Source organism: Streptomyces manipurensis (genome assembly GCF_049570255.1).
Taxonomy (GTDB): domain Bacteria; phylum Actinomycetota; class Actinomycetes; order Streptomycetales; family Streptomycetaceae; genus Streptomyces; species Streptomyces manipurensis.
Genome location: NZ_CP186950.1, coordinates 1,608,791 through 1,633,098 on the forward strand (window position 1 = coordinate 1,608,791; position 24,308 = coordinate 1,633,098).

At 71.9% G+C, this 24,308-nt stretch carries 20 protein-coding genes; 10 read left to right on the forward strand and 10 right to left on the reverse strand.

The genetic code is table 11. The annotated features are described in order from the left end of the window. Positions 1-572 precede the first annotated feature (572 nt). Positions 573-1,274, reverse strand: coding sequence for an HAD family hydrolase (locus tag ACPU2J_RS07425; protein WP_420081297.1), 702 nt, complete (start codon positions 1,272-1,274; stop codon positions 573-575). Positions 1,275-1,385: 111 nt separating this feature from the next. After that, positions 1,386-4,898 (reverse strand): methionine synthase, encoded by a 3,513-nt coding sequence (gene metH / locus ACPU2J_RS07430; RefSeq protein ID WP_423832978.1) that lies wholly within the window; start codon positions 4,896-4,898, stop codon positions 1,386-1,388. Positions 4,899-5,174: 276 nt separating this feature from the next. Between metH and ACPU2J_RS07435 the strand changes: the two genes are divergently transcribed. The 5 genes from ACPU2J_RS07435 to ACPU2J_RS07455 all read left to right on the forward strand — a co-directional run bounded on the left by ACPU2J_RS07435 (position 5,175) and on the right by ACPU2J_RS07455 (position 11,413). Next, positions 5,175-5,942, forward strand: a complete 768-nt coding sequence (locus ACPU2J_RS07435; RefSeq protein WP_361601274.1) for an IclR family transcriptional regulator — start codon at positions 5,175-5,177, stop codon at positions 5,940-5,942. Between the two features lie 313 nt (positions 5,943-6,255). Then, positions 6,256-7,038, forward strand: a complete 783-nt coding sequence (locus ACPU2J_RS07440) for an MIP/aquaporin family protein (RefSeq protein ID WP_361601271.1) — start codon at positions 6,256-6,258, stop codon at positions 7,036-7,038. Positions 7,039-7,119: 81 nt separating this feature from the next. After that, positions 7,120-8,646: a glycerol kinase GlpK gene (gene glpK, locus ACPU2J_RS07445; RefSeq protein ID WP_365083585.1), complete on the forward strand. Its 1,527-nt coding sequence runs from the start codon at positions 7,120-7,122 to the stop codon at positions 8,644-8,646. Positions 8,647-8,686: 40 nt separating this feature from the next. Continuing rightward, on the forward strand, positions 8,687-10,294 hold the full coding sequence (locus tag ACPU2J_RS07450; RefSeq protein ID WP_361601265.1) for a glycerol-3-phosphate dehydrogenase/oxidase: 1,608 nt from the start codon (positions 8,687-8,689) through the stop codon (positions 10,292-10,294). A 126-nt stretch (positions 10,295-10,420) separates the two neighbouring features. After that, complete coding sequence (locus ACPU2J_RS07455) at positions 10,421-11,413, forward strand: PAC2 family protein (protein ID WP_423832979.1); 993 nt, start codon at positions 10,421-10,423, stop codon at positions 11,411-11,413. A 112-nt stretch (positions 11,414-11,525) separates the two neighbouring features. Here ACPU2J_RS07455 and mshC read toward each other — a convergent pair whose 3' ends face one another. The 4 genes from mshC to ACPU2J_RS07475 all read right to left on the reverse strand — a co-directional run bounded on the left by mshC (position 11,526) and on the right by ACPU2J_RS07475 (position 15,062). Next, positions 11,526-12,755: a cysteine--1-D-myo-inosityl 2-amino-2-deoxy-alpha-D-glucopyranoside ligase gene (gene mshC / locus ACPU2J_RS07460; protein WP_361601259.1), complete on the reverse strand. Its 1,230-nt coding sequence runs from the start codon at positions 12,753-12,755 to the stop codon at positions 11,526-11,528. Between the two features lie 110 nt (positions 12,756-12,865). Further along, positions 12,866-13,714 (reverse strand): SCO1664 family protein, encoded by an 849-nt coding sequence (locus tag ACPU2J_RS07465; RefSeq protein WP_423832980.1) that lies wholly within the window; start codon positions 13,712-13,714, stop codon positions 12,866-12,868. Beyond that, positions 13,678-14,268, reverse strand: coding sequence for a DUF3090 domain-containing protein (locus ACPU2J_RS07470; protein WP_030723320.1), 591 nt, complete (start codon positions 14,266-14,268; stop codon positions 13,678-13,680). The genes ACPU2J_RS07465 and ACPU2J_RS07470 overlap by 37 nt, the downstream gene beginning before the upstream one ends. Before the next feature lie 77 nt (positions 14,269-14,345). Beyond that, entirely contained in the window at positions 14,346-15,062 is a 717-nt protein-coding gene (locus ACPU2J_RS07475; protein ID WP_420081292.1) for a histidine phosphatase family protein, read from the reverse strand. 55 nt (positions 15,063-15,117) lie between these two features. Between ACPU2J_RS07475 and ACPU2J_RS07480 the strand changes: the two genes are divergently transcribed. Next, positions 15,118-16,110 carry a magnesium and cobalt transport protein CorA gene (locus tag ACPU2J_RS07480; RefSeq protein WP_420082483.1) on the forward strand — a complete coding sequence of 331 codons (993 nt, stop codon included), beginning with the start codon at positions 15,118-15,120 and terminating at the stop codon, positions 16,108-16,110. 26 nt (positions 16,111-16,136) lie between these two features. On the opposite strand, the gene ACPU2J_RS07485 is transcribed toward ACPU2J_RS07480, so the two are convergent. After that, the gene (locus ACPU2J_RS07485) at positions 16,137-16,925 is read right to left on the reverse strand and encodes a ferritin-like domain-containing protein (RefSeq protein ID WP_423832981.1); all 789 of its coding nucleotides are present in this window, start codon (positions 16,923-16,925) and stop codon (positions 16,137-16,139) included. Positions 16,926-17,106: 181 nt separating this feature from the next. Further along, positions 17,107-18,156: an LLM class F420-dependent oxidoreductase gene (locus ACPU2J_RS07490; RefSeq protein WP_420081290.1), complete on the reverse strand. Its 1,050-nt coding sequence runs from the start codon at positions 18,154-18,156 to the stop codon at positions 17,107-17,109. A gap of 100 nt (positions 18,157-18,256) precedes the next feature. Between ACPU2J_RS07490 and ACPU2J_RS07495 the strand changes: the two genes are divergently transcribed. The 3 genes from ACPU2J_RS07495 (at position 18,257) to ACPU2J_RS07505 (ending at position 22,473) form a co-directional block, all read left to right on the forward strand. Next, a complete protein-coding gene (locus tag ACPU2J_RS07495; RefSeq protein WP_361601244.1) occupies positions 18,257-19,240 on the forward strand; it encodes an aldo/keto reductase in 984 nt (327 codons plus the stop codon). Then, positions 19,225-21,396 (forward strand): ATP-dependent DNA helicase, encoded by a 2,172-nt coding sequence (locus tag ACPU2J_RS07500; protein ID WP_423834935.1) that lies wholly within the window; start codon positions 19,225-19,227, stop codon positions 21,394-21,396. Before ACPU2J_RS07495 ends, ACPU2J_RS07500 begins: the two co-directional genes overlap by 16 nt. 123 nt (positions 21,397-21,519) lie before the next feature. Further along, positions 21,520-22,473, forward strand: coding sequence for an IS481 family transposase (locus ACPU2J_RS07505; RefSeq protein WP_423832982.1), 954 nt, complete (start codon positions 21,520-21,522; stop codon positions 22,471-22,473). Between the two features lie 129 nt (positions 22,474-22,602). Here ACPU2J_RS07505 and ACPU2J_RS07510 read toward each other — a convergent pair whose 3' ends face one another. Then, positions 22,603-23,268 carry a hypothetical protein gene (locus tag ACPU2J_RS07510; protein ID WP_420081287.1) on the reverse strand — a complete coding sequence of 222 codons (666 nt, stop codon included), beginning with the start codon at positions 23,266-23,268 and terminating at the stop codon, positions 22,603-22,605. A 48-nt stretch (positions 23,269-23,316) separates the two neighbouring features. Here ACPU2J_RS07510 and ACPU2J_RS07515 point away from each other — a divergent pair, with 48 nt between their 5' ends. Next, positions 23,317-23,505, forward strand: a complete 189-nt coding sequence (locus ACPU2J_RS07515; RefSeq protein ID WP_361601935.1) for a DUF5703 family protein — start codon at positions 23,317-23,319, stop codon at positions 23,503-23,505. A gap of 49 nt (positions 23,506-23,554) precedes the next feature. Here ACPU2J_RS07515 and ACPU2J_RS07520 read toward each other — a convergent pair whose 3' ends face one another. Then, positions 23,555-24,304, reverse strand: coding sequence for a chaplin (locus tag ACPU2J_RS07520; RefSeq protein ID WP_423832983.1), 750 nt, complete (start codon positions 24,302-24,304; stop codon positions 23,555-23,557). Positions 24,305-24,308: the final 4 nt, after the last annotated feature.

A 24,308-nucleotide genomic window follows, 5' to 3' on the forward strand; every position in this document is an offset into this window, starting at 1 on the left:
GGCACTTGGTTGAAGCGGCGTAGAGGGCTCTTCGCGGCGGTCGCCCGTTCGGGGCGGAACGATCGGGCCGGTGGTATGACGATCGGTCCACGCGGTTCCGGCACAGGGGTGTGTGTCCGGGACGGCTGGGTGCGGCGCAGTGCCCGGCCCGACACTAGTGGTCCGGGGCGGGATGGCTGGAACTGGCCGGACTTGGTGCGTAATCGCACTGTGATGGGAGGGAACTGCCTGTCCACGCGTGAGGCCGCGGAGATTCGGTCAGTGACTGATCAATCCGGACACAAGGGAAGGCCCCGGGGGCCCCTTGAGGGCCCCCGGGGGGTGCGGCAGGTGACCAAGGTCACGCTGAGCGACGGCCGCGGAGGGGATGGAATTTCAGCCTCCGGGGCATCCCGCGGAAGATCCTTCCGTCAGGCATCGGAAGGACCGAGGTTCTGTTCGGTACGGAGTGTGCCCGGAGGGTTCCTGTCCGTATTGGTGCATACGGATGAAAGTGCCCGCATACCAATGTATGCGGGCTGAGTGCACGCTCACGCAGCGTAGCCGCGCGGGGGGCGTTCCGGGCCGGGCACTCAGTTCATCGGGGCGATGAGCGAGCGCAGGAAAGCGAGGTCGACGTCCTCCAGCGAGCCGACGACCGTACGGCCGGGAGCCGCTTCGATCATCCCGACGGAGGGCACGGCCACCACCCGGCAGCCGGCGGCCTCGGCGGCGGCCACCCCGGTGGCGGTGTCCTCGATGACGGCGCAGCGCGAGGGGTGGGCGCCCAGCGTGCGCGCGGCGAGCAGGTACGGGTCCGGGTGCGGCTTGGTGCGGACCACCTCGTCGCCCGCGACCGTCAGGGTGAAGCGGTCGCGGCCCAGGGTGAGCAGCACCTGGTCGATGACCCGGCGGTGCGAGGCGGAGACGAGGGCAGTGGGCACGTTGTGCCGGGCCAGCTCGGACAGCAGCCGCTCGGCACCGGGCATCAGCGGGACGTCGTCGGCGATGCGGGCCTCGAAGCGCTCGTTGAGCAGGACGCTCAGCTCGCCGACGGTGATGGCAGCTCCGGTGGCCTCGATGAGGAAGGCCGCGCTGCGGCTCATGGGGCCGCCGACGACCACGTCGCGCCAGGACTCCTCCAGCCGGTGCCCCAGCTCGCGGAAGACCTCCGCCTCGATCTCCCACCAGAAGCCCTCGGTGTCGACCAGCGTGCCGTCCATGTCGAGCAGCACCGCCTGCAGGGCCGAGCCGTCGGCCGTGCGGGGGACGGGTGCGGGAACGGTGCTCGTCATGCGCGTACCTCTTCTGGGGGACGAGAAGGCCGGTCACCTCTTCCCGCGGGGCAACCCCCGGGGAACAGGCGACCGGCCTGTATGGGACCGACAAGTGTACGTCGGCGGAGCTCAGCGTGCGTTGAAATACTTCGCTTCGGGGTGGTGGATCACGATCGCGTCGGTGGACTGCTCCGGATGGAGCTGGAACTCCTCCGACAGGTGGACGCCGATCCGCTCCGGCTGGAGGAGGTCGGCGATCTTGGCGCGGTCCTCCAGGTCGGGGCAGGCGCCGTAGCCGAGGGAGAAGCGCGCGCCGCGGTACTTGAGGTCGAACATGTCCTCGACCTTGGCCGGGTCCTCACCACCGAAACCGAGCTCGGCACGGACCCGGGCGTGCCAGTACTCGGCGAGGGCCTCGGCGAGCTGGACGGACAGGCCGTGCAGCTCCAGGTACTCGCGGTAGGAGTCGGACTCGAACAGCTTGGCGGTGGCCTCCCCGATCCTCGAGCCGACCGTGACGACCTGGAGGCCGACGACGTCGGTCTCGCCGGACTCCTCGGGGCGGAAGAAGTCCGCGAGGCACAGGCGGCGGCCGCGGCGCTGGCGTGGGAAGGTGAAACGGGTCCGCTCGTTGCCGGCGTCGTCGAGGAGGATCAGGTCCTCGCCCTTGGAGACGCAGGGGAAGTAGCCGTAGACGACGGCGGCCTCCAGCAGGTTCTCCGTGTGCAGCTTCTCCAGCAGGCCGCGCAGCCGCGGCCGGCCCTCGCTCTCGACGAGCTCCTCGTACGTGGCTCCGCCGGCGCGGGCCTGCTTCAGACCCCACTGGCCCTTGAAGAGGGCGCCCTCGTCGAGCCAGGAGGCGTAGTCCTTGAGCGGGATGCCCTTGACCACGCGGGTCCCCCAGAACGGCGGGGTGGGCACCGGGTTGTCCACGGAGGTGTCGGAACGGCCGCCGGTCTCCTCGGGCTCCTCCACCTGGAGGGCGGGCGTGTCGCGACGGGCGACACGGCGCTGCTTCAGCTCGGGCAGGGTGGCGCCGGGGACACCACGCTTGACGGCGATCAGGGCGTCCATCAGGCGCAGGCCTTCGAACGCGTCGCGGGCGTAGCGGACCTCGCCCTCGTAGATCTCGTGGAGGTCCTGTTCGACGTAGGCGCGGGTGAGGGCGGCGCCGCCGAGGATGACGGGGTAGTCGGCGGCCAGCTTGCGCTGGTTGAGCTCTTCCAGGTTCTCCTTCATGATCACGGTGGACTTCACCAGGAGGCCGGACATGCCGATGACGTCGGCCTTGTGCTCCTGGGCGGCCTCGAGGATCGCGGAGACCGGCTGCTTGATGCCGATGTTGACCACGTTGTAGCCGTTGTTCGACAGGATGATGTCGACGAGGTTCTTGCCGATGTCGTGGACGTCGCCGCGGACCGTGGCCAGCACGATGGTGCCCTTGCCCTCCGCGTCGGACTTCTCCATGTGCGGCTCCAGGTAGGCCACCGCGGTCTTCATGACCTCGGCGGACTGGAGCACGAACGGCAGCTGCATCTGTCCGGACCCGAACAGCTCACCGACGACCTTCATGCCCTCCAGCAGGGTGTCGTTGACGATGTCCAGCGCCGGCCGCGTCTCCAGCGCCTCGTCCAGGTCGGTTTCGAGGCCGTTCTTCTCGCCGTCGATGATGCGTCGCTGGAGGCGTTCGTCCAGGGGCAGGGCGAGGAGTTCCTCCGCGCGGCCGGCCTTGAGGGACTTGGTGTTCACGCCCTCGAAGAGGGCCATCAGCTTCTGCAGCGGGTTGTAGCCCTCGCGGCGCCGGTCGTAGATCAGGTCCAGGGCCGTGTCGACCTGCTCCTGGTCGAAACGCGCGATCGGCAGGATCTTCGACGCGTGCACGATCGCCGAATCCAGGCCCGCCTTCACACACTCGTCCAGGAAGACCGAGTTCAGCAGGACACGGGCCGCCGGATTCAGACCGAAGGAGATGTTCGACAGGCCCAGGGTGGTCTGGACGTCGGGGTGGCGGCGCTTGAGCTCACGGATCGACTCGATCGTCGCGATGCCGTCCCCACGGGACTCCTCCTGACCGGTGCAGATGGTGAAGGTCAGGGTGTCGATGAGGATGTCGGACTCACGGATCCCCCAGTTCGTCGTGAGATCCTCGATCAGGCGCTGCGCGATGGCGACCTTGTGCTCGACGGTGCGGGCCTGGCCCTCCTCGTCGATGGTCAGCGCGATCAGCGCGGCGCCGTGCTCCTGCGCCAGCCGCGTGACCTTCGCGAAGCGGGACTCGGGCCCGTCGCCGTCCTCGTAGTTCACCGAGTTGATGACCGCACGCCCGCCCAGCTTCTCCAGACCCGCCTGGATGACGGGGACCTCGGTGGAGTCCAGCACGATCGGCAGCGTGGAGGCCGTCGCGAAACGGCCGGCGAGCTCCTCCATGTCGGCGACGCCGTCACGGCCCACATAGTCCACGCACAGGTCGAGCATGTGCGCGCCCTCACGGATCTGGTCCCGGGCCATCTCCACACAGTCGTCCCAGCGCGCCTCCAGCATCGCCTCACGGAACTTCTTCGACCCGTTCGCGTTCGTCCGCTCACCGATCGCCATGTACGAGGTGTCCTGCCGGAACGGCACCGTCTGGTAGAGGGAGGCGGCGCCCGGTTCGGGGCGGGGGTCGCGGGGGCCGGGTGCGCTCCCCCGGACGCGTTCGACGACGTGGCGCAGGTGTTCGGGGGTGGTGCCGCAGCAGCCACCGACCAGGGAGAGCCCGTACTCCTGGACGAAGGTCTCCTGGGCGTCGGCCAGCTCCGGGGCGGTCAGCGGGTAGTGGGCGCCGTCCTTGGTCAGGACGGGCAGGCCGGCGTTGGGCATGCAGGAGATCGGGATGCGGGCGTTGCGGGCGAGGTAGCGCAGGTGCTCGCTCATCTCGGCCGGGCCGGTCGCGCAGTTCAGACCGATCATGTCGATGCCCAGCGGTTCCAGGGCGGTGAGGGCGGCGCCGATCTCCGAGCCGAGGAGCATGGTGCCGGTGGTCTCGACCGTGACCGAGCAGATCAGGGGGACGTCGATGCCGAGGGCGTCCATGGCGCGGCGGGCGCCGATGATGGAGGACTTGGTCTGCAGGAGGTCCTGGGTGGTCTCCACCAGCAGGGCGTCCGCGCCGCCCGTCAGCAGGCCCTCGGCGTTGGTCTGGTAGGCGTCGCGGATCTGGCCGTAGGTGATGTGGCCCAGCGTCGGCAGCTTCGTGCCCGGCCCCATGGAGCCCAGCACCCAGCGCTGCTGGCCCGTCGAGGCGGTGAACTCGTCGGCGACCTCGCGGGCGACCCGGGCGCCGGCCTCCGACAGCTCGAAGTTGCGCTCGGCGATGTCGTACTCGGCCAGCGCCGCGTGGTTCGCGCCGAAGGTGTTGGTCTCCACGCAGTCCACACCCACCGAGAAGTACGCCTCGTGGACCGAGCGCACGATGTCGGGGCGGGTGACGTTGAGGACCTCGTTGCAGCCCTCCAGCTGCTGGAAGTCCTCCAGCGTCGGGTCCTGCGCCTGGAGCATCGTTCCCATGGCCCCGTCGGCGACGACCACGCGGGTCGTGAGCGCCTCTCGGAGGGCATCGGCCCGGGTCTGGGTGTCGGCGGGCGGGTTCGGCAACGAGGCCATGGTTGAGCTCCCTGGGATGCGACGGCTGTCGGCTTTGCACCCCCGCTGTGTCAGGGGTGCACGCGGCCAGGGTAACCGCGGGGCCCCGGCCCCGGTGTGGGTGTCCCACGTGGCGGACTGCATTCTGTGGCGGGGACGTGCCGCGGGACGAGCCCGCGCGGGTACGGCGAACAGATCTCCGACGGTGCGGGAGGTCGGCATCGACCGATAGTGTTCAGCATTGTCGAACCGCGTCAAGATGGTCAGTAACACCGAAGGTCAGCAGGAGGCTGCGCGATGGCACGGAACATCCAGTCGCTCGAACGAGCCGCTGCGATGCTGCGACTCCTGGCGGGCGGCGAGCGCCGGCTGGGGCTCTCGGACGTGGCGTCCTCGCTGGGCCTGGCCAAGGGTACGGCCCACGGCATCCTGCGCACCCTGCAGGCCGAGGGCTTCGTGGAGCAGGACCCGGCCTCCGGCCGCTACCAGCTGGGCGCGGAGCTGCTGCGCCTGGGCAACAGCTATCTCGACGTGCACGAGCTGCGCGCCCGCGCGCTGGTCTGGACGGACGACCTGGCCCGCGCGAGCGGCGAGAGCGTGTACGTGGGCGTGCTGCACCAGAGCGGGGTGCTGATCATGCACCACGTGTTCCGGCCCGACGACAGCCGCCAGGTGCTGGAGGTGGGGGCGATGCAGCCACTGCACTCGACGGCCCTGGGCAAGGTGCTGTCCGCCTACGACCCCGTCGCGCACAGCCAGGCGGTGGACGTGGAGCGCGAGGCGTTCACCCCGCGGACGGTCACGGACGGGGCCGGCTTCGAGCAGGTCCTGGACCTGACGCGGGCGCGCGGCTGGGCCGCGGACGTCGAGGAGACCTGGGAGGGCATCGCCTCCGTGGCCGCGCCGATCCACGACCGGCGGCGGATGCCGGTGGGCGCGGTGGCGGTGGCGGGTGCCGTGGAACGGGTCTGCGGCGAGTCCGGCGAGCCCCGTGCGGCCCTCGTGGCGTCGGTCCGGGACTGTGCGCGTGCGGTTTCACGCGATCTCGGCGCAGGCCGGTTCTGAGCTTCCTTTAGCAGCCTCGGGCTGCCCCTGGGCCTCTTTCTGCCCACTTTTCGCCATATCCCGACCTTCGTATGGCCGGTTTTGGCTGATCGCACCGCGTGGTAACGATCCGACACATTGGCCTGGCCGACCCTTGACGCGTTCTTCACTTGGGCGGAAAACTGCCGTTCACCGGTCGACATTGTCGAACACCTACCGGCAATACGCGCTAGGATGCGACAAGGCCACGGACCGGTGCAGCACTCACCGAGTGCGCGGAACCACCGGAGGGACCCGGTGTCCGCCCACCCCTGGACGTACAAAGGAGTCGCGGGTGTCCAGCTCCGACATCTTCATCGGCGAGACCATCGGTACCGCCCTGCTCACCCTTCTCGGCGGTGGCGTCTGCGCCGCAGTGACGCTCAAGAGCTCCAAGGCACGCAACGCGGGCTGGCTCGCCATCACGTTCGGCTGGGGCTTCGCCGTTCTGATCGCCGCCTACGTCTCCGCGCCGCTGTCGGGGGCCCACCTGAACCCGGCGGTCACCGTCGGCCTCGCCGTCAAGACCGGCGAGTGGGGCGACACCCCGGTCTACTTCGCCGGCCAGCTGCTGGGCGCCATGCTCGGCGCCGTCCTGATGTGGATCACCTACTACGGGCAGTTCCGCGTCCACCTGGCCGACCCGGAGCACATCCGCGACGCCACGCTCGGCCCGGAGGACCCGCACCCGCACGACGTGGCCGGCCCGGTGCTCGGCATCTTCTCCACGGGCCCCGAGATCCGTAATGTCGTCCAGAACCTCGCGACGGAGATCATCGGTACCGCCGTCCTGGTCCTGGCGATCCTGACCCAGGGCCTCCAGGACGACGGCAAGGGCCTCGGCGTCATCGGTGTCCTGATCACCTCCTTCGTGGTCGTCGGCATCGGCCTCTCCCTGGGTGGCCCGACCGGCTACGCCATCAACCCGGTGCGCGACCTCGGTCCGCGCATCGTGCACGCCCTGCTGCCGCTGCCCAACAAGGGCGGCTCCGACTGGGGTTACTCCTGGATCCCGGTGGTCGGCCCGCTCGTCGGCGCCGTTCTCGCCGGCGGTCTCTACAACATCGCGTTCGCCTGATCAGCAGTACCGGCACGATCGCAAGATCCGCACCGCCCTCCTGATTCCGCCTACTCACCAGATCTGCCAGGAGCAGCCACTATGACCACGAGCACCGGCCCCTTCATCGCCGCGATCGACCAGGGCACCACCTCTTCCCGCTGCATCGTCTTCGACCGCGACGGCCGCATCGTCGGCGTCGACCAGAAGGAGCACGAGCAGATCTTCCCGAAGCCCGGCTGGGTCGAGCACGACGCCAACGAGATCTGGACCAACGTCCAGGAGGTCGTCGCCGGAGCCATCGCCAAGGCGGAGATCACCGCGGCCGACGTCAAGGCCGTCGGCATCACCAACCAGCGCGAGACCACCCTGCTGTGGGACCGCCACACGGGCGAGCCGGTCCACAACGCGCTGGTCTGGCAGGACACCCGTACCGACGCGCTCTGCAAGGAGCTCGGCCGCAACGTCGGCCAGGACCGCTTCCGCCGCGAGACCGGCCTGCCGCTGGCGAGCTACTTCGCGGGCCCGAAGGTCCGCTGGCTGCTCGACAACGTCGAGGGCCTGCGCGAGCGCGCCGAGGCAGGCGACATCCTCTTCGGCACCATGGACTCCTGGGTCATCTGGAACCTCACCGGTGGCACCGAGGGCGGTGTGCACGTCACGGACGTCACCAACGCCTCGCGCACCATGCTGATGAACCTGCACACCCTGGCCTGGGACGAGAAGATCGCCGAGTCCATGGGCGTCCCGCTCAACGTGCTCCCCGAGATCAAGTCCTCGGCCGAGGTCTACGGCCACGTCAAGGACGGCGTCCTCGCCGGTGTCCCGGTCGCCTCGGCGCTCGGCGACCAGCAGGCCGCCCTCTTCGGCCAGACCTGTTTCGCCGAGGGCGAGGCCAAGTCCACCTACGGCACCGGAACGTTCATGCTCATGAACACCGGCGACAAGGTCATCAACTCCTACAGCGGCCTGCTGACCACGGTCGGCTACCAGATCGGCGACCAGAAGCCGGTCTACGCGCTGGAGGGCTCCATCGCCGTCACCGGCTCGCTCGTCCAGTGGATGCGCGACCAGATGGGCCTGATCAAGTCCGCGGCCGAGATCGAGACCCTGGCCTCCTCCGTGGAGGACAACGGCGGCGCCTACTTCGTGCCGGCCTTCTCCGGCCTGTTCGCCCCGTACTGGCGTGCCGACGCCCGCGGTGTGATCGCCGGCCTCACCCGGTACGTCACCAAGGCGCACATCGCCCGTGCCGTCCTGGAGGCCACCGCCTGGCAGACCCGTGAGATCACCGACGCCATGACCAAGGACTCGGGCGTCGAGCTCGCGGCCCTCAAGGTCGACGGCGGCATGACCTCCAACAACCTGCTGATGCAGACGCTCTCGGACTTCCTGGACGCCCCCGTGGTCCGTCCGATGGTCGCCGAGACCACCTGCCTCGGCGCCGCCTACGCCGCCGGCCTGGCCGTCGGCTTCTGGCCCGACACCGACGCCCTGCGCGCCAACTGGCGCCGCGCGGCCGAGTGGACCCCGCGGATGCCCGCCGAGCAGCGGGAGCGCGAGTACAAGAGCTGGCTCAAGGCCGTGGAGCGGTCCATGGGCTGGGTCGACGACGAAGACGCCAGCTGACCGCACCAGCTGAGTCAATCGACGAGGAGCTGAAAGAGATATGAGCACCCTGCAGAGCGTTCCCGCCCTGGGTACGCACCCGACCGCCGGCGCGAACGCGAGCCGTGCCGAGACCCGCGAGCAGCTGGCGAAGGCCACGTACGACCTGCTGGTCATCGGTGGTGGAATCCTGGGCACCTCGGTGGCCTGGCACGCCGCGCAGTCGGGTCTGCGGGTTGCCATGGTGGACGCCGGCGACTTCGCCGGCGCCACCTCGTCGGCCTCCTCCAAGCTCGTCCACGGCGGTCTGCGCTACCTGCAGACCGGCGCGGTCAAGCTGGTGGCGGAGAACCACCACGAGCGGCGGGTGCTGGCCAAGGACGTGGCCCCGCACCTGGTCAACCCGCTCACGTTCTACCTGCCGGTCTACAAGGGCGGTCCGGTGGGTGCGGCCAAGCTGGGCGCGGGCGTCTTCGCCTACTCCGCCCTCTCGGCCTTCGGCGACGGCATGGGCAAGGTCATATCCCCGGCCCGTGCCGTCGCCGACAACCCCGGTCTGAAGACCGACAACCTCAAGGCCGTCGCGGTCTACTACGACCACCAGATGAACGACTCCCGCGTCGCCGTGATGACGGTCCGCGCGGCCGTCGAGTCCGGTGCGGTCGTCCTCAACCACGCCGAGGTCACCGGGCTGCGCAAGACCGGCGGCCGGGTCACCGGTGCCGAGCTCAAGGACCGCCTGGACGGCACCGAGTTCGGGGTCGACGCCCGCGTCGTGCTCAACGCCACCGGCCCGTGGGTGGACCACCTGCGGCGCATGGAAGACAAGCACTCGCTGCCGTCGATCCGCCTCTCCAAGGGCGCGCACATCGTCATGAAGCGCAAGTCGCCGTGGAAGGCCGCCATGGCCACCCCGATCGACAAGTACCGCATCACCTTCGCCCTCCCGTGGGAGGACCAGCTGCTGCTCGGCACCACGGACGAGGTGTACGAGGGCGACCCGGCGGACGTGCGCGCCACCGAGTCCGACATCCAGCAGATCCTGGACGAGGCGGCCTTCTCGGTGAAGGACGCCGACCTCGACCGCTCGCTGATGACCTACGCCTTCGCCGGCCTGCGGGTGCTGCCCGGCGGTCCCGGCGGGGTGGAGAAGGCCAAGCGCGAGACGGTCGTCTCCGAGGGCGCGGGCGGCATGCTGTCCGTCGCCGGCGGCAAGTGGACCACGTACCGGCACATCGGCCGCGTCGTCATGGACAAGCTGGCCAAGCTCCCCGGCAGCCCGCTGACCGAGGACATGGAGCCGGTGAAGTCCCTCGTGCGGCGCGTTCCGCTGCCCGGTGTCGCCAACCCCAACGCGGTCGCCCACCGGCTGCTGGTGGACCGCGAGCCGGGCGCCCGGATGGACCCGCTGACCGCGCGCCACCTGGCCTCGCACTACGGCTCGCTGGCCTTCGACATCGCGCGCATAGCGAACGAGGACCCGGCGCTGGCCGAGCGCATCCACCCGGACGGTCCGGAGATCTGGGCGCAGGTCGCCTACGCCCGGGACCACGAGTGGGCCGAGACGGTCGACGACGTGCTGCGCCGCCGTACGACGGTCACGATCCGCGGTCTGGACGACGACGCGGTGAAGGCCCGGGTCGAGGAGATGCTGGGCCGCAAGGCATAGCTCCCACGCAGGTGGGGAAGAGGGGCGGTTCCGAGGGGAACCGCCCCTCTGTCGTGGGCTGTGGCCGGTGTCCCCACAAGGCTTAGGCTGACCCACGTACGCAAGGAACTTCGGAAGGAGACCTGGGTGATCGAGCTTGAGGGCGTGCCCGAGCTGATCGACCCGGTCATGGTGGCCGCGTTCGAGGGCTGGAACGACGCGGGTGACGCGGCCTCCGGTGCGGTCGCACACCTGGACCGGGAGTGGAAGGGCGAGGTCTTCGCGGCTCTGGACGCCGAGGACTACTACGACTTCCAGGTCAACAGGCCCACGGTGTGGCTGGACAACGGGGTACGGAAGATCACGTGGCCCACGACCCGGCTGTCCGTGGTCCGGATCGGCGGGGCCAAGCCGCGGGACCTGGTGCTGGTGCGCGGAATCGAACCGTCCATGCGGTGGCGGTCGTTCTGCAACGAGATCCTCGGCTTCGCGCACGAGCTGGGCGTGGAGATGGTGGTCATCCTGGGGGCGCTCCTCGGGGACACCCCGCACACCCGGCCGGTGCCGGTGAGCGGGGTCACCTCCGACGCCGACCTGGCGCGGACCATGGAACTGGAGGAGACCAAGTACGAGGGCCCCACGGGCATCGTGGGCATCCTCCAGGAGGCCTGTACGCACGCGGGGGTGCCGGCGGTGTCGCTGTGGGCGGCGGTGCCGCACTACGTGTCGCAGCCGCCGAACCCGAAGGCGACGCTGGCACTGCTGAACCGGCTGGAGGACCTGATCGACATCAGGATCCCGCTGGGCGAGCTGCCCGAGGACGCGCGGGCGTGGCAGCTGGGCGTGGACCAACTGGCCGCCGAGGACAGCGAGGTGGCGGAGTACGTCCAGACGCTGGAGGAGGCGCGGGACACCGCGGACCTGCCGGAGGCGTCGGGCGACGCGATCGCCCGCGAGTTCGAGCGGTACCTGCGCCGCCGTGACCCGGCGGCGGGCCCGGCGGCGGATCCGGGCGACGGCTCGTACCTGCGGGACACGGGCGGGGGTCTCCCCCGGCCCCCGAAGCCGCAGCCGCCGGTGTCTCCACCGCCCCCGGAGGCTCCGCCGGAGGAACCGGGCGAGGACACCCCGGGCTCGTAGCGGGGCGGGGCCGGGCCGGGGCCTCGTGGGGCTCCGCCCCACACCCCGCGCCTCGAACGTCGGCGGGGCTGGATCTTCCAGCCCCGCCGACGTTCGAGGTGTGCGGGCGGCGTTACAGGGCCACGCCCAGGAGGGCGTCCACGGTCCGGGAGACCAGGCCGGGGGCCGACTCGTCGTCGCCGTCGGTGGCGTTCTGCCGCTCCACCCAGCGGTCGACGGCGGCCAGGGCCGCGGGGGCGTCGAGGTCGTTCGCCAGGGCCTCGCGGACCTCCTCGACCAGGCCGTCGGCCGGGATGCCGTCGGGGCGGGAGACGGCCGCGCGCCACCGCTCCAGGCGGGCCACGGCCTCGGCGAGGACGGCGTCCGTCCACTCCCAGTCCGCCCGGTAGTGGTGCGACAGCAGGGCCAGGCGGATCGCCGCCGGGTCCACGCCGGCGCGCCGCAGCGCGGACACGAAGACGAGGTTGCCCTTCGACTTGGACATCTTCTCGCCGTGCAGGGCGACCATGCCCGCGTGGACGTACGCCTTGGCCATCGGGAACTCGCCCGTCAGGGCCTGCGCGTGCGAGGCGCCCATCTCGTGGTGCGGGAAGGCCAGGTCGGATCCGCCGCCCTGGATGTCGAAGCCCATGCCCAGGTGGTCGAGGGCGATCGCGACGCACTCGATGTGCCAGCCCGGCCGGCCGCGGCCCAGCGAGCCGCCGTCCCAGCTCGGCTCGCCGGGGCGGGCCGCCATCCACAGCATCGGGTCCAGCGGGTTCTTCTTGCCGGCCCGGTCGGGGTCGCCGCCGCGCTCGGCGGAGAGCAGGCGCATCGCCTCGGCGTCGAGGTGGGAGACCCCGCCGAAGTGCGGGTCGGCCTCGACGGAGAAGTAGATGTCGCCGTCGAGCTCGTAGGCGGCGCCGGCGTCCCGGAGCCGCTCGACCAGGGGCACGATGCCCGGTATGGCCTCGACGGCGCCGATGTAGTGCTGCGGCGGCAGCATCCGCAGGGCGGTCATGTCCTCGCGGAAGAGCGCGGTCTCGCGTTCGGCGAGCTCGGTCCAGTCGTGGCCGTCGCGCTGGGCCCGCTCCAGGAGCGGGTCGTCCACGTCCGTGACGTTCTGGACGTAGTGGACCTGCCGCTTGGTGTCGAGCCACACGCGCTGCACGAGGTCGAACGCGTTGTAGGTCGCCGCGTGACCGATGTGGGTCGCGTCGTACGGGGTGATGCCGCAGACGTAGATGCGGGCGACGGGACCGGGGTCGAGGGTGATCTTCCCCTGGGTCGCGGTGTCGTGGATCTGGAGGTCGCGGCCCTTGCCGGGAAGGGCGGGGACCTCAGAAGCGGGCCAGGCATGCATGTCTCGAGCCTAACCGGACGCATGTTCCGGTAACGAACCGGACCTGCACTGTTGTCTGGATCGGCGCTCTTGCGGTCCGGCCGGTTCTGTGCGTCCGGCCGGTGGCCGGTTCAGACCGGTGGCCAGGGGATCGCGGGCCACTGCCCGGACGGGTGGGGGTGGGTGCCGGTGCTCAGCAGGTGCGCCACCCGGTCCCGTACGGCGGCCAGCTCGGCCGTGGTGATCAGTTCGGCCAGCCGGGTGGCGAGGGGGGCTCCCTCGGCCAGATCGGCGGCGAGGCGGGTGAGCGTGTCGCGGGCCTCGTCGGTCAGCGGCTCCCCCGCCCACCCCCACAGCAGGGTGCGCAGCTTGTCCTCGGAGTGGAAGGTCACGCCGTGGTCGATGCCGTAGAGCCGTCCGTCGGTCGCGGGCAGCAGGTGGCCGCCCTTGCGGTCACCGTTGTTGATCACGGCGTCGAGGACGGAGAGGCGGCGCAGCCGCGGGTCGTCGGCGTGCACGAGGAGGGCGGTGCGGCCTTCGCCGACCTCGGCGAGGGCCACGGGCTTCCAGCCGTCCCCGGCCTCCTCGCCCTCGACGAGCGCGAGGAGGGCTCCCTCCGGGGATTCGCCCTCCGGCCCCGCCGATGCGATCCACTGCTGGACCATGCCCTCGCCGTAGGGTCCGTCGCGCAGCACGGTGGCGGGGACCAGGTCCCATCCGGTGGCGCGGGAGACCAGGTAGGCGGCGACCTCGCGGCGGGCGAGGTTGCCGTCGGGGAAGTCCCACAGCGGGCGCTCGCCCTTGACCGGCTTGTAGACGCACTCGGTGCTGGTGCCGTCGCGGGTCACGGTGCAGAGCAGGACGGCGTTGGACGCCTCCCTGATCCGGCCCACGACGGTCAGCTCGCCCTCGGCGAGCAGTTCCTCGATGTCCCCCGGGTCCGTCACGCCTGGCGCCGGTAGCCGTTCTGGCGCGGGCACACGTGTCCCTCCGGGTCCAGTGGCAGGCTGCACAGGGGGCAGGGCGGGCGGCCCGCGTTGACCACGTCCAGGGCCCGCTTGGCGAAGGCGCGGGCCTGGGCGCCGGTGAGGCGGACACGCAGCATCGGCGGGCCGTTCTCCTCGTCCTGGAGGAGCCGTTCCTCGGCCTCGGCGAGGTCCTCGTCGGAGTCCGCGTCGAGCTCCACGAGGGCCTGGGCCTCGACGATCATGCGCTGTTCCTCGCCGTCCCAGGCCAGGGCCATGGTGCCGACGCGGAACTCCTCGTCGACCGGGACGTCCAGGGGCGCGGTGTCGGCGGCCTCGGCGGGGGCGACGGCGGGGACCGGGGCGTTGCCGCCGGTGCGCCGCACGACCTCGTCGAGCAGCTCGTCCATCCGCTCGGCCAGCGCGGCGACCTGGGTCTTCTCCAGGGAGACGCTGGTGACGCGGGGGCCGGAGGAGGCCTGGAGGAAGAACGTCCGGCGTCCCGGCAGACCGACCGTGCCGGCCACGAAGCGGTCCGGGGGGTCGTAGAGGAACACCTGACGGGGCACGTCCAGTCTCCAAGTCTCGGCGGTGGGGGCAGGTCTGCGCCCTTGTGTTGGCCCGTCCACCCTACTGCGCCCGCCGATCACGCCGCGCCCGCGCCGCCCCCTACGACGGCGTCCCCGGCGTCCTCGGTGTCCTTGTCGGAGGCGACCGGTTCGGCGGCGGGGCGGCGTACGAGCCCGCCGAAGTCGCCGGTGTCGCCGAGCCGGAAGACGAAGGGGCGGGTCGGGGTGTAGCGGATGGCCGTCACGGAGCAGGGGTCGACGTGGATGCGCTGGAAGAGGTCCAGGTGCATGCCCAGGGCGTCCGCGACAAGGGACTTGATGATGTCTCCGTGGGAGCACATCAGGAAGACGGCGTCGCTGCCGTGCTGCTCCTCGACGCGGTCGTTCCAGTCCCGTACGGCGTCCACGGCGCGGGCCTGCATGGCGCGCATGGACTCGCCGCCGGGGAAGGCGGCCGCGGAGGGGTGCTGCTGGACGATCTTCATGAGGGGTTCTTCGGAGAGCTCGGCGAGTTTGCGGCCGGACCAGTCGCCGTAGTGGCACTCGCCGATGCGCTCGTCCGTGTGGAGTTCCAGTTCCGGCCGGGCGGCCAGCAGGGGCGCGAGGGTCTCGCGGCAGCGTTGCAGCGGGCTGGTGACGGCGGCGGCGAGCGGTACGCCCGCGAGCCGTCCGGGCAGCGCGGCGGCCTGCTCGGCCCCCCGCTCGTCGAGGGCCACGCCGGGGGTCCACCCGGCGAGGAGCCCTGCGGTGTTGGCGGTGGACCGCCCGTGCCGTACGAGGATCAGCGTGGCCATGGGGGCCAGCCTAGGCGGTCGCGGGGGCGTGCGGGCGGGGCCGGGGCGGGTGAGAATACTGCGTGTGATTGTGGATTGCGCGATCTACCGCGGCGGGCGCCGCATCGAGGGGCCCGGGGACCTCTCCGACGCGCTGGACGCGGCGCGGGCGAGCGGTGACGCGTTCCTGTGGATCGGCATGTACGAGCCGACGGAAGCGGAATTCGATCACGTCAGCCGTGAGTTCGGCCTGCATCCGCTGGCGGTGGAGGACGCGCTGACCGCGCACCAGCGTCCGAAGCTGGAGGTGTACGACGACTCGCTGTTCGTGGTGCTGAAGCCGGTGCTCTACGACGAGGCGACGGACACGGTGTCGGCGGGCGAGCTGATGCTGTTCATCGGGGATTCCTTCGTGGTCACGGTCCGGCACGGCGAGGGGGCTCCGCTGGCCGCCGTGCGCCACCGGCTGGAGGAGGATCCGAAGGTGCTGCGGCACGGGCCGACGGCGGTGCTGTACGCGGTGTCCGACGCGGTGGTGGACCACTACATCGAGGTGGCGGCCGAGCTCCAGGCGGACCTGGAGGAGCTGGAGGCGGACGTGTTCGCGCCGAACGCCTCGGACACGAAGAACACGGCCGCCCGGATCTACGCCTTCAAACGGCAGGTGCTGGAGTTCCGGCGGGCGACGAACCCGTTGCTGCAGCCGATGGACCGCCTGGCCTTCGGGGAGGTGCCGTTCGTCCACGAGCACGCGCAGCCGTTCTTCCGCGACGTGGCGGACCACCTGACCAAGGCGAGCGAGTACATCGAGGGCCTGGACCGGCTGCTGTCGGACGCGCTCGCCGCCCATCTGGCGCAGACGGGCCTGCGACAGAACGACGACATGCGCAAGATCTCGGCCTGGGCGGCCATGGCGGCGGTGCCCACGATGGTCGCGGGGATCTACGGGATGAACTTCGAGCACATGCCGGAGCTCCGGCAGGTCTGGGGCTATCCGGTGGTGGTGCTGGTGATGGTGGGCGTCTGCCTGGGCCTGCACCGGATGTTCAAGCGGCGGGGCTGGCTGTAGCGGCCGGTCCCGCGCGCGGGACGGGGCTAGGCCAGGCCGGAGGCGGGAAGGGGGGCGCCGCCGAGGGCGTTGCGGCGCTGCGGCATCCGCAGGTCCACCATCCGGTGCCAGCCGCTGAAGCGCTCGTAGGCGTACAGGGCGCGGATGCCCGCGGCGAGGAGGGCGGCCTTGGGCGCGGGCCAGTGCAGCAGGCGTCCCATGTGGTCCATGACGGCGAGGCTGACGTCGCGGTAGACGGAGATCTCGGCGAGCGCGCTCTCGCGGAGGACCTGCTGGATGGTCCGGCCGTGGCCGGCGCGGGCCAGGCGGAGCAGTTCCTCGTGGCAGTAGGCGAGGTGGTTGTCCTCGTCGTTGCTGATCATGTGGATGGCCCTGCCGACCTCGGGGTGGTCGCCGAAGTACCTGACGAGCATGTCCATCTGGTCGGCGGCGCGCTGTTCGGTGACGCGGCTGTGCGCGAGGTAGACGACGATGTCGCGCTCGCTCAGCGGTTCCCGGCGGCGCAGTTTTTCGTGTGCGAGGCCGATGCCGCGGCGTTCCAGCAGCATGGTGTAGTCGGTCTCGGGCGGGACGGGCACGGGGGGCAGGCCGCGCTTGCGCAGCAGGGCGTTGAAGATCCGGCCGTGCTTGTCCTCGTCGGCGCCGTGGCGGACGATCTTCGGCGCGAGGTCGCGCATGCCGTCGGGCACCAGGGCCGCGATGCGCGCGTTCTCCCAGCCGCCCTGGGCCTCCCCGCTGGCGGCGATGGAACAGAACAGCTGGAAGGAGTCGTCGTTGTCGACGATCTCCTGGAACAGGCTGCGGGCAGAGAGCATGGAACGAGTCAAACGCCGGTCGCCGGGGCGGGCAACCGCGCGCCCGCGCGGCTCGTCCGAATGAACGAACCGAAGGCGCGGGGCGCGGCGCGTAACCCCGGGGGTCCCCCGCGCGTTGTGGGGGTGTCGGCCGTGGCGGGGAAGACCCCCGAGCCCCCACCACGGCCGCAGGTCCACCCCATCAGGCGAGGCCCGCGCGCTCCATGGCTTCGGTGCCGGCGCGCAGGGCGGCGATCCGCTCGTCGAGCGTGAATCCGGCCGGGGCCAGGGTGAGGGTGGTGACTCCGGCCTCCGCGTAGGCGCGCATCCCGTCGGCGATGCGCTCGACCGGTCCGAGCAGGGTGGTCGAGTCGATCAGCGCGTGCGGGACGGCCTCGGCGGCGCCGTTCTTGTCGCCCGCCAGGTACTTGTCCTGGATCTCGGCGGCTTCCTTCTCGTAGCCCATGCGCCCGGCGAGCTGGTTGTAGAAGTTCTGCTTGCGGCTGCCCATGCCGCCGACGTAGAGGGCGGTGTACGGGCGGAACATGTCGGCGAGGGCGTTCACGTCGTCGCCGAGGGCGAGCGGCACGGTCGGGCAGACGTCGAAGCCGTCCATGGTCAGGCCGGCCTTCTCGCGGCCCGCCCGGATGTGGGTGAGCGCGGTGGCCTCCAGGTGCTCGGCGGCCGGGAAGATCAGCAGGGCGCCGTCGGCGATCTCGCCGGTCTGCTCCAGGTTCTTGGGCCCGATGGCCGCGATGTAGAGCGGGATGTGCTCGCGCTCCGGGTGCACGGTGAGCTTGATCGGCTTGCCCGGGCCGCCGGGCAGCGGCAGCGTCCAGTGCTCGCCCTCGTAGGTGAGGCGCTCGCGGCTCATGGCCTTGCGGACGATCTCCACGTACTCGCGGGTGCGGGCGAGGGGCTTGTCGAAGGTGACGCCGTACCAGCCCTCGGAGACCTGCGGTCCGGAGACGCCCAGGCCGAGGCGGAAGCGGCCCTTCGTGAGGGAGTCCAGGGTGGCCGCCGTCATGGCGGTCATCGCGGGCTGGCGGGCCGGGATCTGCATGATCGCGGAGCCGACGTCGATGCGCTCGGTCTGGGCGGCGACCCAGGAGAGCACGGTCGGAGCGTCGGATCCGTAGGCCTCCGCGGCCCAGCAGACGTCGTATCCCAGGCGGTCGGCCTCCTGGGCGACGGCGAGGTTGTCGCCGTCCATGCCCGCGCCCCAGTACCCCAGATTGATGCCGAGCCGCATGTGTCGTCCCCTTACCGGTGTACCGATCAGTAACGTAGGTGTGCGGGGACTCTAGCGCGCCCCGGTGCTCCGCGTCAGCGCCCCAGTAGTCTCAGCGCTCATGGAGCACAGGCATCTCGGCCGCACCGGACTGCGCGTCTCCCGGATCGGCCTCGGCACCCTGACCTGGGGCCGCGACACCGGCGAGGAAGCCGCCGCCGAGCAGGTGAAGACCTTCTGGGAGGCGGGCGGCACGCTCGTGGACACCGCCGACGTCTACGGCGGCGGGGAGGCGGAGTACCTCCTCGGAAGGCTGATGGACGGGCTCGTGCCGCGCCGGGACCTGGTGATCGCGACGAAGGCGGGCAGCGTCCGGGACCCGGACCGGCGCTTCGACGGCTCCCGCGGGCACCTGCTGGCGGCCCTGGACGCCTCGCTGGACCGCCTGGGCACCGACCACGTCGACCTCTGGCAGCTGCACGCCTTCGACCCGGACACCCCGCTGGAGGAGACCCTGCAGGCGCTGGACCTGGCCGTGAGCAGCGGCCGGGCCCGCTACGCGGGTGTGGCGGGCTACTGCGGCTGGCAGCTGGCGAAGGCGGCCACCTGGCAGCTGGCCGCGCCCGGCGTGCGGACCAGGATCGCCTCGACGCAGATGGAGTACTCGCTGCTGCAGCGCGGTGTGGAGCGGGAGGTGCTGCCGGCCGCGCTGGACCTCGGGGTGGGGCTGCTGCCGTCCTCGCCGCTGGGCCGCGGGGTGCTGACGGGCAAGTACCGCGACGGCACCCCGGCCGATTCGCGGGGCGCCTCCCCCTCCCTGGCCGCGCTGGTGGACCCGTACCTCGACGAGGCGGCGGGCCGGATCGTGGACGCGGTGGTCACGGCGGCCCAGGGGCTGGCCGTCACCCCGCTGCAGGTGGCCCTGGCCTGGGTCAGGGACCGGCCCGGCGTGGTCGCCCCGATCGTCGGCGCGCGGACATCGGCGCAGCTCGCGGCGGCGTTGTCGGTGGAGGCCCTTAGTCTTCCCGAGGAGATCTGCCGGGCTCTGGACGACGTCTCGGCACCGCTGCACCGCTACCCCGATCAGGACTGGAGCACGCTGTGAGTACGGACCCTCAGGCCGACACCGCCGCCGCGGAGGACCCGGCCGCCCCGGAGGCCGGGCCGTCCGCGGCCCCGGAGGGCCCGCACGGGCCGGACGCGGACCCGGCGGGCGCGGACCCCGCCGCCGGCGGGGACGGGACTGCCGAGGAGTCCGCGGCGGACGGCACCGGGGCCGCCGCCGGGCAGGACGGCAGCGCCCCGGCCGCACCCGAACTCAGCGAGGCGCAGGCCGAGCTGGCCGCGCAGCGGGTCGAACGGGAGCGGATCGCCCGCCGCAGGGCCGAGCGGGAGGCGCCCGTCGAGGCCGGCGGCAAGCTGAGCGGGAAGGCCGCCGACCTGCTGGCCGCCGTACGGGCCGTGGAGAGCGGGACGCAGCCCTCCGCCGGATACTTCGACGACGCCCCGGCCGCCCCCCGCAAGGCGGCGCCCGCTCCCCCGCCGCCGCGCCGGGCGGCCCCCGCCCCGGAGCCCACGGCTCCCTCCGCCGACACCGTGGACGGCGTCCGGGCCGTCCTGGCACGCGGGGGCGCCCCCGAGACCCTGGCCGCTGCCGCCGCCGCGGCCCTCGGCGACGGGGCGGCCCGCGAGCTCGCGGCGAATCCCTGGCGGCTGCTGGCCGTCGCTTCGGTGCGTCCCGCCCAGGCGGACGGTTTCGCGCGCGCCCTGCTGGGTGCCGAGGCCGGCCCCGGCGACGAGCGGCGCACGGCCGTCCTGGTGGGCTGGCTGCTGGAGCAGGCCGGGCTGAAGGGGCACACCGTTCTGGAGGCGCCGCTGCTGGAGAAGGCCCTCGCGCAGTACGGCGTCCCGGATCCGTCGGAGGCCCTGGAGGGGGCCGTCGCGGACGGTTCGGTCCTGGTCTTCCACGAGCCCCTCGGCCCGCCGGTGGAGGAGGGCGAGGAGCAGCCGGTACGCATCCTCGTGGGCCTGGAGGGGGCCGCGATGGCCGAGGAGAGCCTCGCCGACGGCCTCGCCCGGCTGAGCAGCACCTTCGAGAGCCCGGCGGACTGGAAGGAGGCCGCCGCGTCGGCGCCGGGGCCCTCCGCCGCCGAGCTGATCCGTGCGGCCGCCGGCCACGGCCTGGTCGCGCACACCGGCGGCGAGGCCGCCCGCGCCGAACCGCTGGCCCTGGTCACGGCGGCGCGGGCCCTGGGCCTGCGGGTCTGCCTGGCCGCGCACGCCCCCGGCGGCGGCCCGGACGCGGTCACCGTGGCCGGGCTGCTCGCCGGTACGGAGGGCCCGGGGCGGGACGCCGACGGGCAGTTCGCCGTGGACCTGCTGGTGGTGCTGGACGCGCCGCAGCTCGACGTGGAGGGCGCGGCCGCCCTCGTGGAGTCCGTGCCGGACGGGGCCCGGCTGGTGCTGTCCGGGGACCCGGGCGTGCTGGGGTCGGCGGGGGCCGGGCAGGTGTTCGCCGATGTGCTGGCAGCCCGTACGTGCCCGCAGGTGGTCTCCCGTACCCCGGATCCGGGGCCGGTCGGCGAGCTGGTCTCCGGCATCGGGATCGGCGAGCTGAACCAGGTCGACGCGCCCGGCAAGGAGGTCGTCATCGTCCCGGTGCAGGACGCCGGGGAGGCCGTGCACCGCACCGTGCAGCTGGTGGCCGAGTCGGTCCCGCGGGCCTTCGGCGTCCGCGCCGACGAGGTGCAGGTGATCACCCCGGGGCACGGCGGGGCCGCCGGGACGCGGGCTCTGAACGCGGCGCTGAAGGAGCGGCTGAACCCGGGCCCGGGCCGGTTCGGCGGCTTCGACCCGGGCGACCGGGTCGTACACGTGCCGGCGCCGGGACGGGCCGAGCCGGCCAGGGTGGTCTCCGCGGACGCGGAGGGCCTGCACCTGGAGCGCGGGGACGTACGCATCGTGGTGCCGAAGGAGTTCGTCGAGGCCCGGGTGCGGCACGGCTGGGCGGTGACGGCACATCAGGCGGTGGGCGGGCGCTGGCCCGCGGTGGTGGTGGTGCTCCCCGGGGACGCGGCGCAGGCCCTTTCGCGGGACTGGGTGTACACGGCGTTCGGGCGGGCCGAGCGGCACCTGTCGGTGGTGCACGGCGTCGACCAGGCGCTGCCCCGCGCGGTGGCCGAGGTCCCGGCGAAGCCGCGCACGACCCGGCTGGCGGGTCTGCTGAAGTCCCTGACGGCCGCCGACGGGCAGGACGGCTAGGTGTTCTGTCCAGGGAGGTTGTGGCCGGGTGATGCAGGTCTCGGCTGAGGGATCTTGAATGGGTGAGGGCCTTCCGGGTTCGGTGTGGATTGCGACGTCTACACCAACCGGCAGAAGGCCCTCATGCCCCACCGTAATGCACCCCTGACCGAGACCGGACGACTGCGCCTGGCCCGCTGCGTGGTCGAAGACGGCTGGCCGCTGCGACGCGCGGCCGACCGGTTCCAGGTCTCGCCCACCACTGCCCAGCGGTGGGCCGCCCGCTACCGGACCCTGGGCGAGGCCGGCATGTACGACCGGTCCTCCCGCCCGCACCACAGCCCGCGCCGCACCCTGACCCGCACCGAACGCCGGATCATCAAGGTCCGCGTCCTGCGCCGGTGGGGACCCGCCCGCATCGCCCACCTGCTCGGCCTGGTGCCCTCCACCGTGCACCGAGTGCTGACCCGGTTCGGCCTGGCCCGCCTGTCTCACCTGGACCGGGCCACCGGCCGGCCCATACGACGCTACGAACGCGACAAGCCCGGCGAACTCGTCCACGTCGACATCAAGAAGCTCGGCAACATCCCCGACGGCGGCGGTCACAAGGCCCTCGGCCGACAGGCCGGCCGCAAGACCAGGTCCGGCACGGGCTACAGCTACATCCACACCGCCGTCGACGACCACTCCCGCCTCGCTTACAGCGAGATCCACACCGACGAGAAGAAGGAGACCGCCACCGCGTTCTGGGCCCGGGCACAGGCCTACTTCACCAGCGTCGGGATCACCGTCGAACGCGTCCTGACGGACAACGGCGCCTGCTACAAGTCCCACGCCTGGCGCGACACCCTGGCGGCGGCCGGGATCACCCACAAACGAACCCGGCCCTACCGGCCCCAGACCAACGGCAAAGTCGAACGCCTCAACCGCACCCTGCTCGACGAATGGGCCTACGCCCGCCCCTACCAGTCAGAGCAGGAACGACGTGACGCGTTCCCCGGCTGGCTGCACTCCTACAATCACCACCGCGGACACACCGCGCTCGCAGGCAAACCACCCGCCAGCCGCGTCCCCAACCTCACAGGGCAATACAGCTAGGGCCTGGTGGGCCGGAGCGGCCCCGGACGGCCGTGGCCTCCCACCCCGAGGGGTGGGAGGCCACGGCCGTCGTGCCTCCGCCGGGGCAGGCGGACCTTCTCGGTCGCGGCACCGGCGGCGGGAGCACGGTCAGGCGGGGGCCAGCCCCGGCTGCGCGGCTCCCTCCTCCTCGTCCTCTTCCCCGTCGAAGTCGTCGGCGTCCTCGTCGAAGACGGAGCTGACGTCGAAGCGGTGCAGGACGTCCTGCGGGTCGATCGGCGCGAAGGGCGCTCCCAGCCACTCGCCCGGCTCGGTGGCCTCCGTGGAGGCGGCGATCCACAGGGTGGAGTCGCCCTCCTCCAGCCCGAAGTCCTTGTAGCGGGAGGCGATCTCGTCGGGTTCGTACTCCGCGAAGAGCACGCCCAGGGCGTCGGCCGTGCCGCCGTCGTGGACGAACTCGGGGTCGCGCTCGTGCGTGGCGACCCGTTCCGCCTGGGCGATCAGCCGCGGCGGTTCGACCACGGCGTAGTCCCGGCGGATGAGCACGCTGAAGGCGGCCGGCTCGGCGGGGCCGGTGTACGGGACGCCGTCCTCGGGGGTCGGGATCTCGAAGGGGGTGACCTCGTCGTAGCGGTCGTAGAGGAGTTCGTCGTACTCCTCGGCGGCGGCGGCGAGTTCGTTGAAGGCGGCGTAGACGTCCGGATCCTCGTCCCCGATCCTGCGCTCGACCGCGGCGAGGTGGCGGTCGAGCGCGGCCTTGACCGCCTCGGCGGCGGTGCGGACCTCGGCAACAGTGGGCAGAGCGGCATCAGACATACAGCAGACGCTATCCGTAGCAGGCCTGTGCCCGCACAATAGATACCGATGCCGGAATACGAATTTGTCGATGTGTACGTGCCCCGCGGGGTCCCCCGCAAGGAGGCGACCCGCCTGCTGACCGACCATGCCGAGTACGGGAACTGGGAGCTGGACAGGCTGAGCCTGCTCCGGGACGGCAGCCGCCGCGTACGGCTGCGCCGCCGGATCATCCGTCAGGTCCGCGCGACCTGGTGAGGCGTGAGGCGCGGGCCCCCGGGTGCGGGGCCCGCGCCGTGAGCGACCGTCAGGCGGCGCTGCGGGCACGCCGGTAGAGCACGGTGCCGGCGAGCAGCAGGCCGCCGGCGATCGGCAGACCGGCGGTCAGCACGTCACCGGACCCGGTGGCGGCGAGACCGGGTGCCGGGGGGACCGAACCGGTGCCGGGAGTACCGGGGTTGGCCGGAGTCTCGGGGGTCCCGGGAGTGCCCGGGTTGCCGGGGTTGCCCGGGTTCCCAGGATTGCCGGGGTTACCGGGGTTACCCGGGTTGCCGGGGTTCCCAGGGTTACCGGGAGTGCCGGGGTTACCCGGGTTGCCGGGGTTCCCAGGATTGCCGGGGTTACCCGGGTTGCCGGGGTTACCCGGGTTACCGGGGTTGCCCGGGCTACCGGGGTTGCCCGGGTTACCGGGGTTGCCCGGGTTACCGGGGTTGCCCGGGTTGCCCGGGTTACCGGGGTTCCCAGGGTGGTCGTCGCACGGTTCGTCGTCGCCCGGGTGGGTCGGCGGGTTCGGCTCCGGCTGGTTCGAGATGTTGGAGCAGTGGTTCCCGAAGACGGGGTTGAGGGCTCCCACCACCGTGACGGAGTTCCCGCAGACGTTCACCGGCGCGTCCACCGGCGCCTGAACGGTGTTCCCGGACAGCAGGCCCGGAGAGTTGGCGGCGTGGCCCTTCGCGCCGGAATCCGCGTGCGCGTAGCCCCCGCCCAGGGCGAGGACACCCCCCGCGGCAGCCATCGTGATCAGGGTCTTCCTGGTGACCTGTGCCGGTCGTCGCATCTGT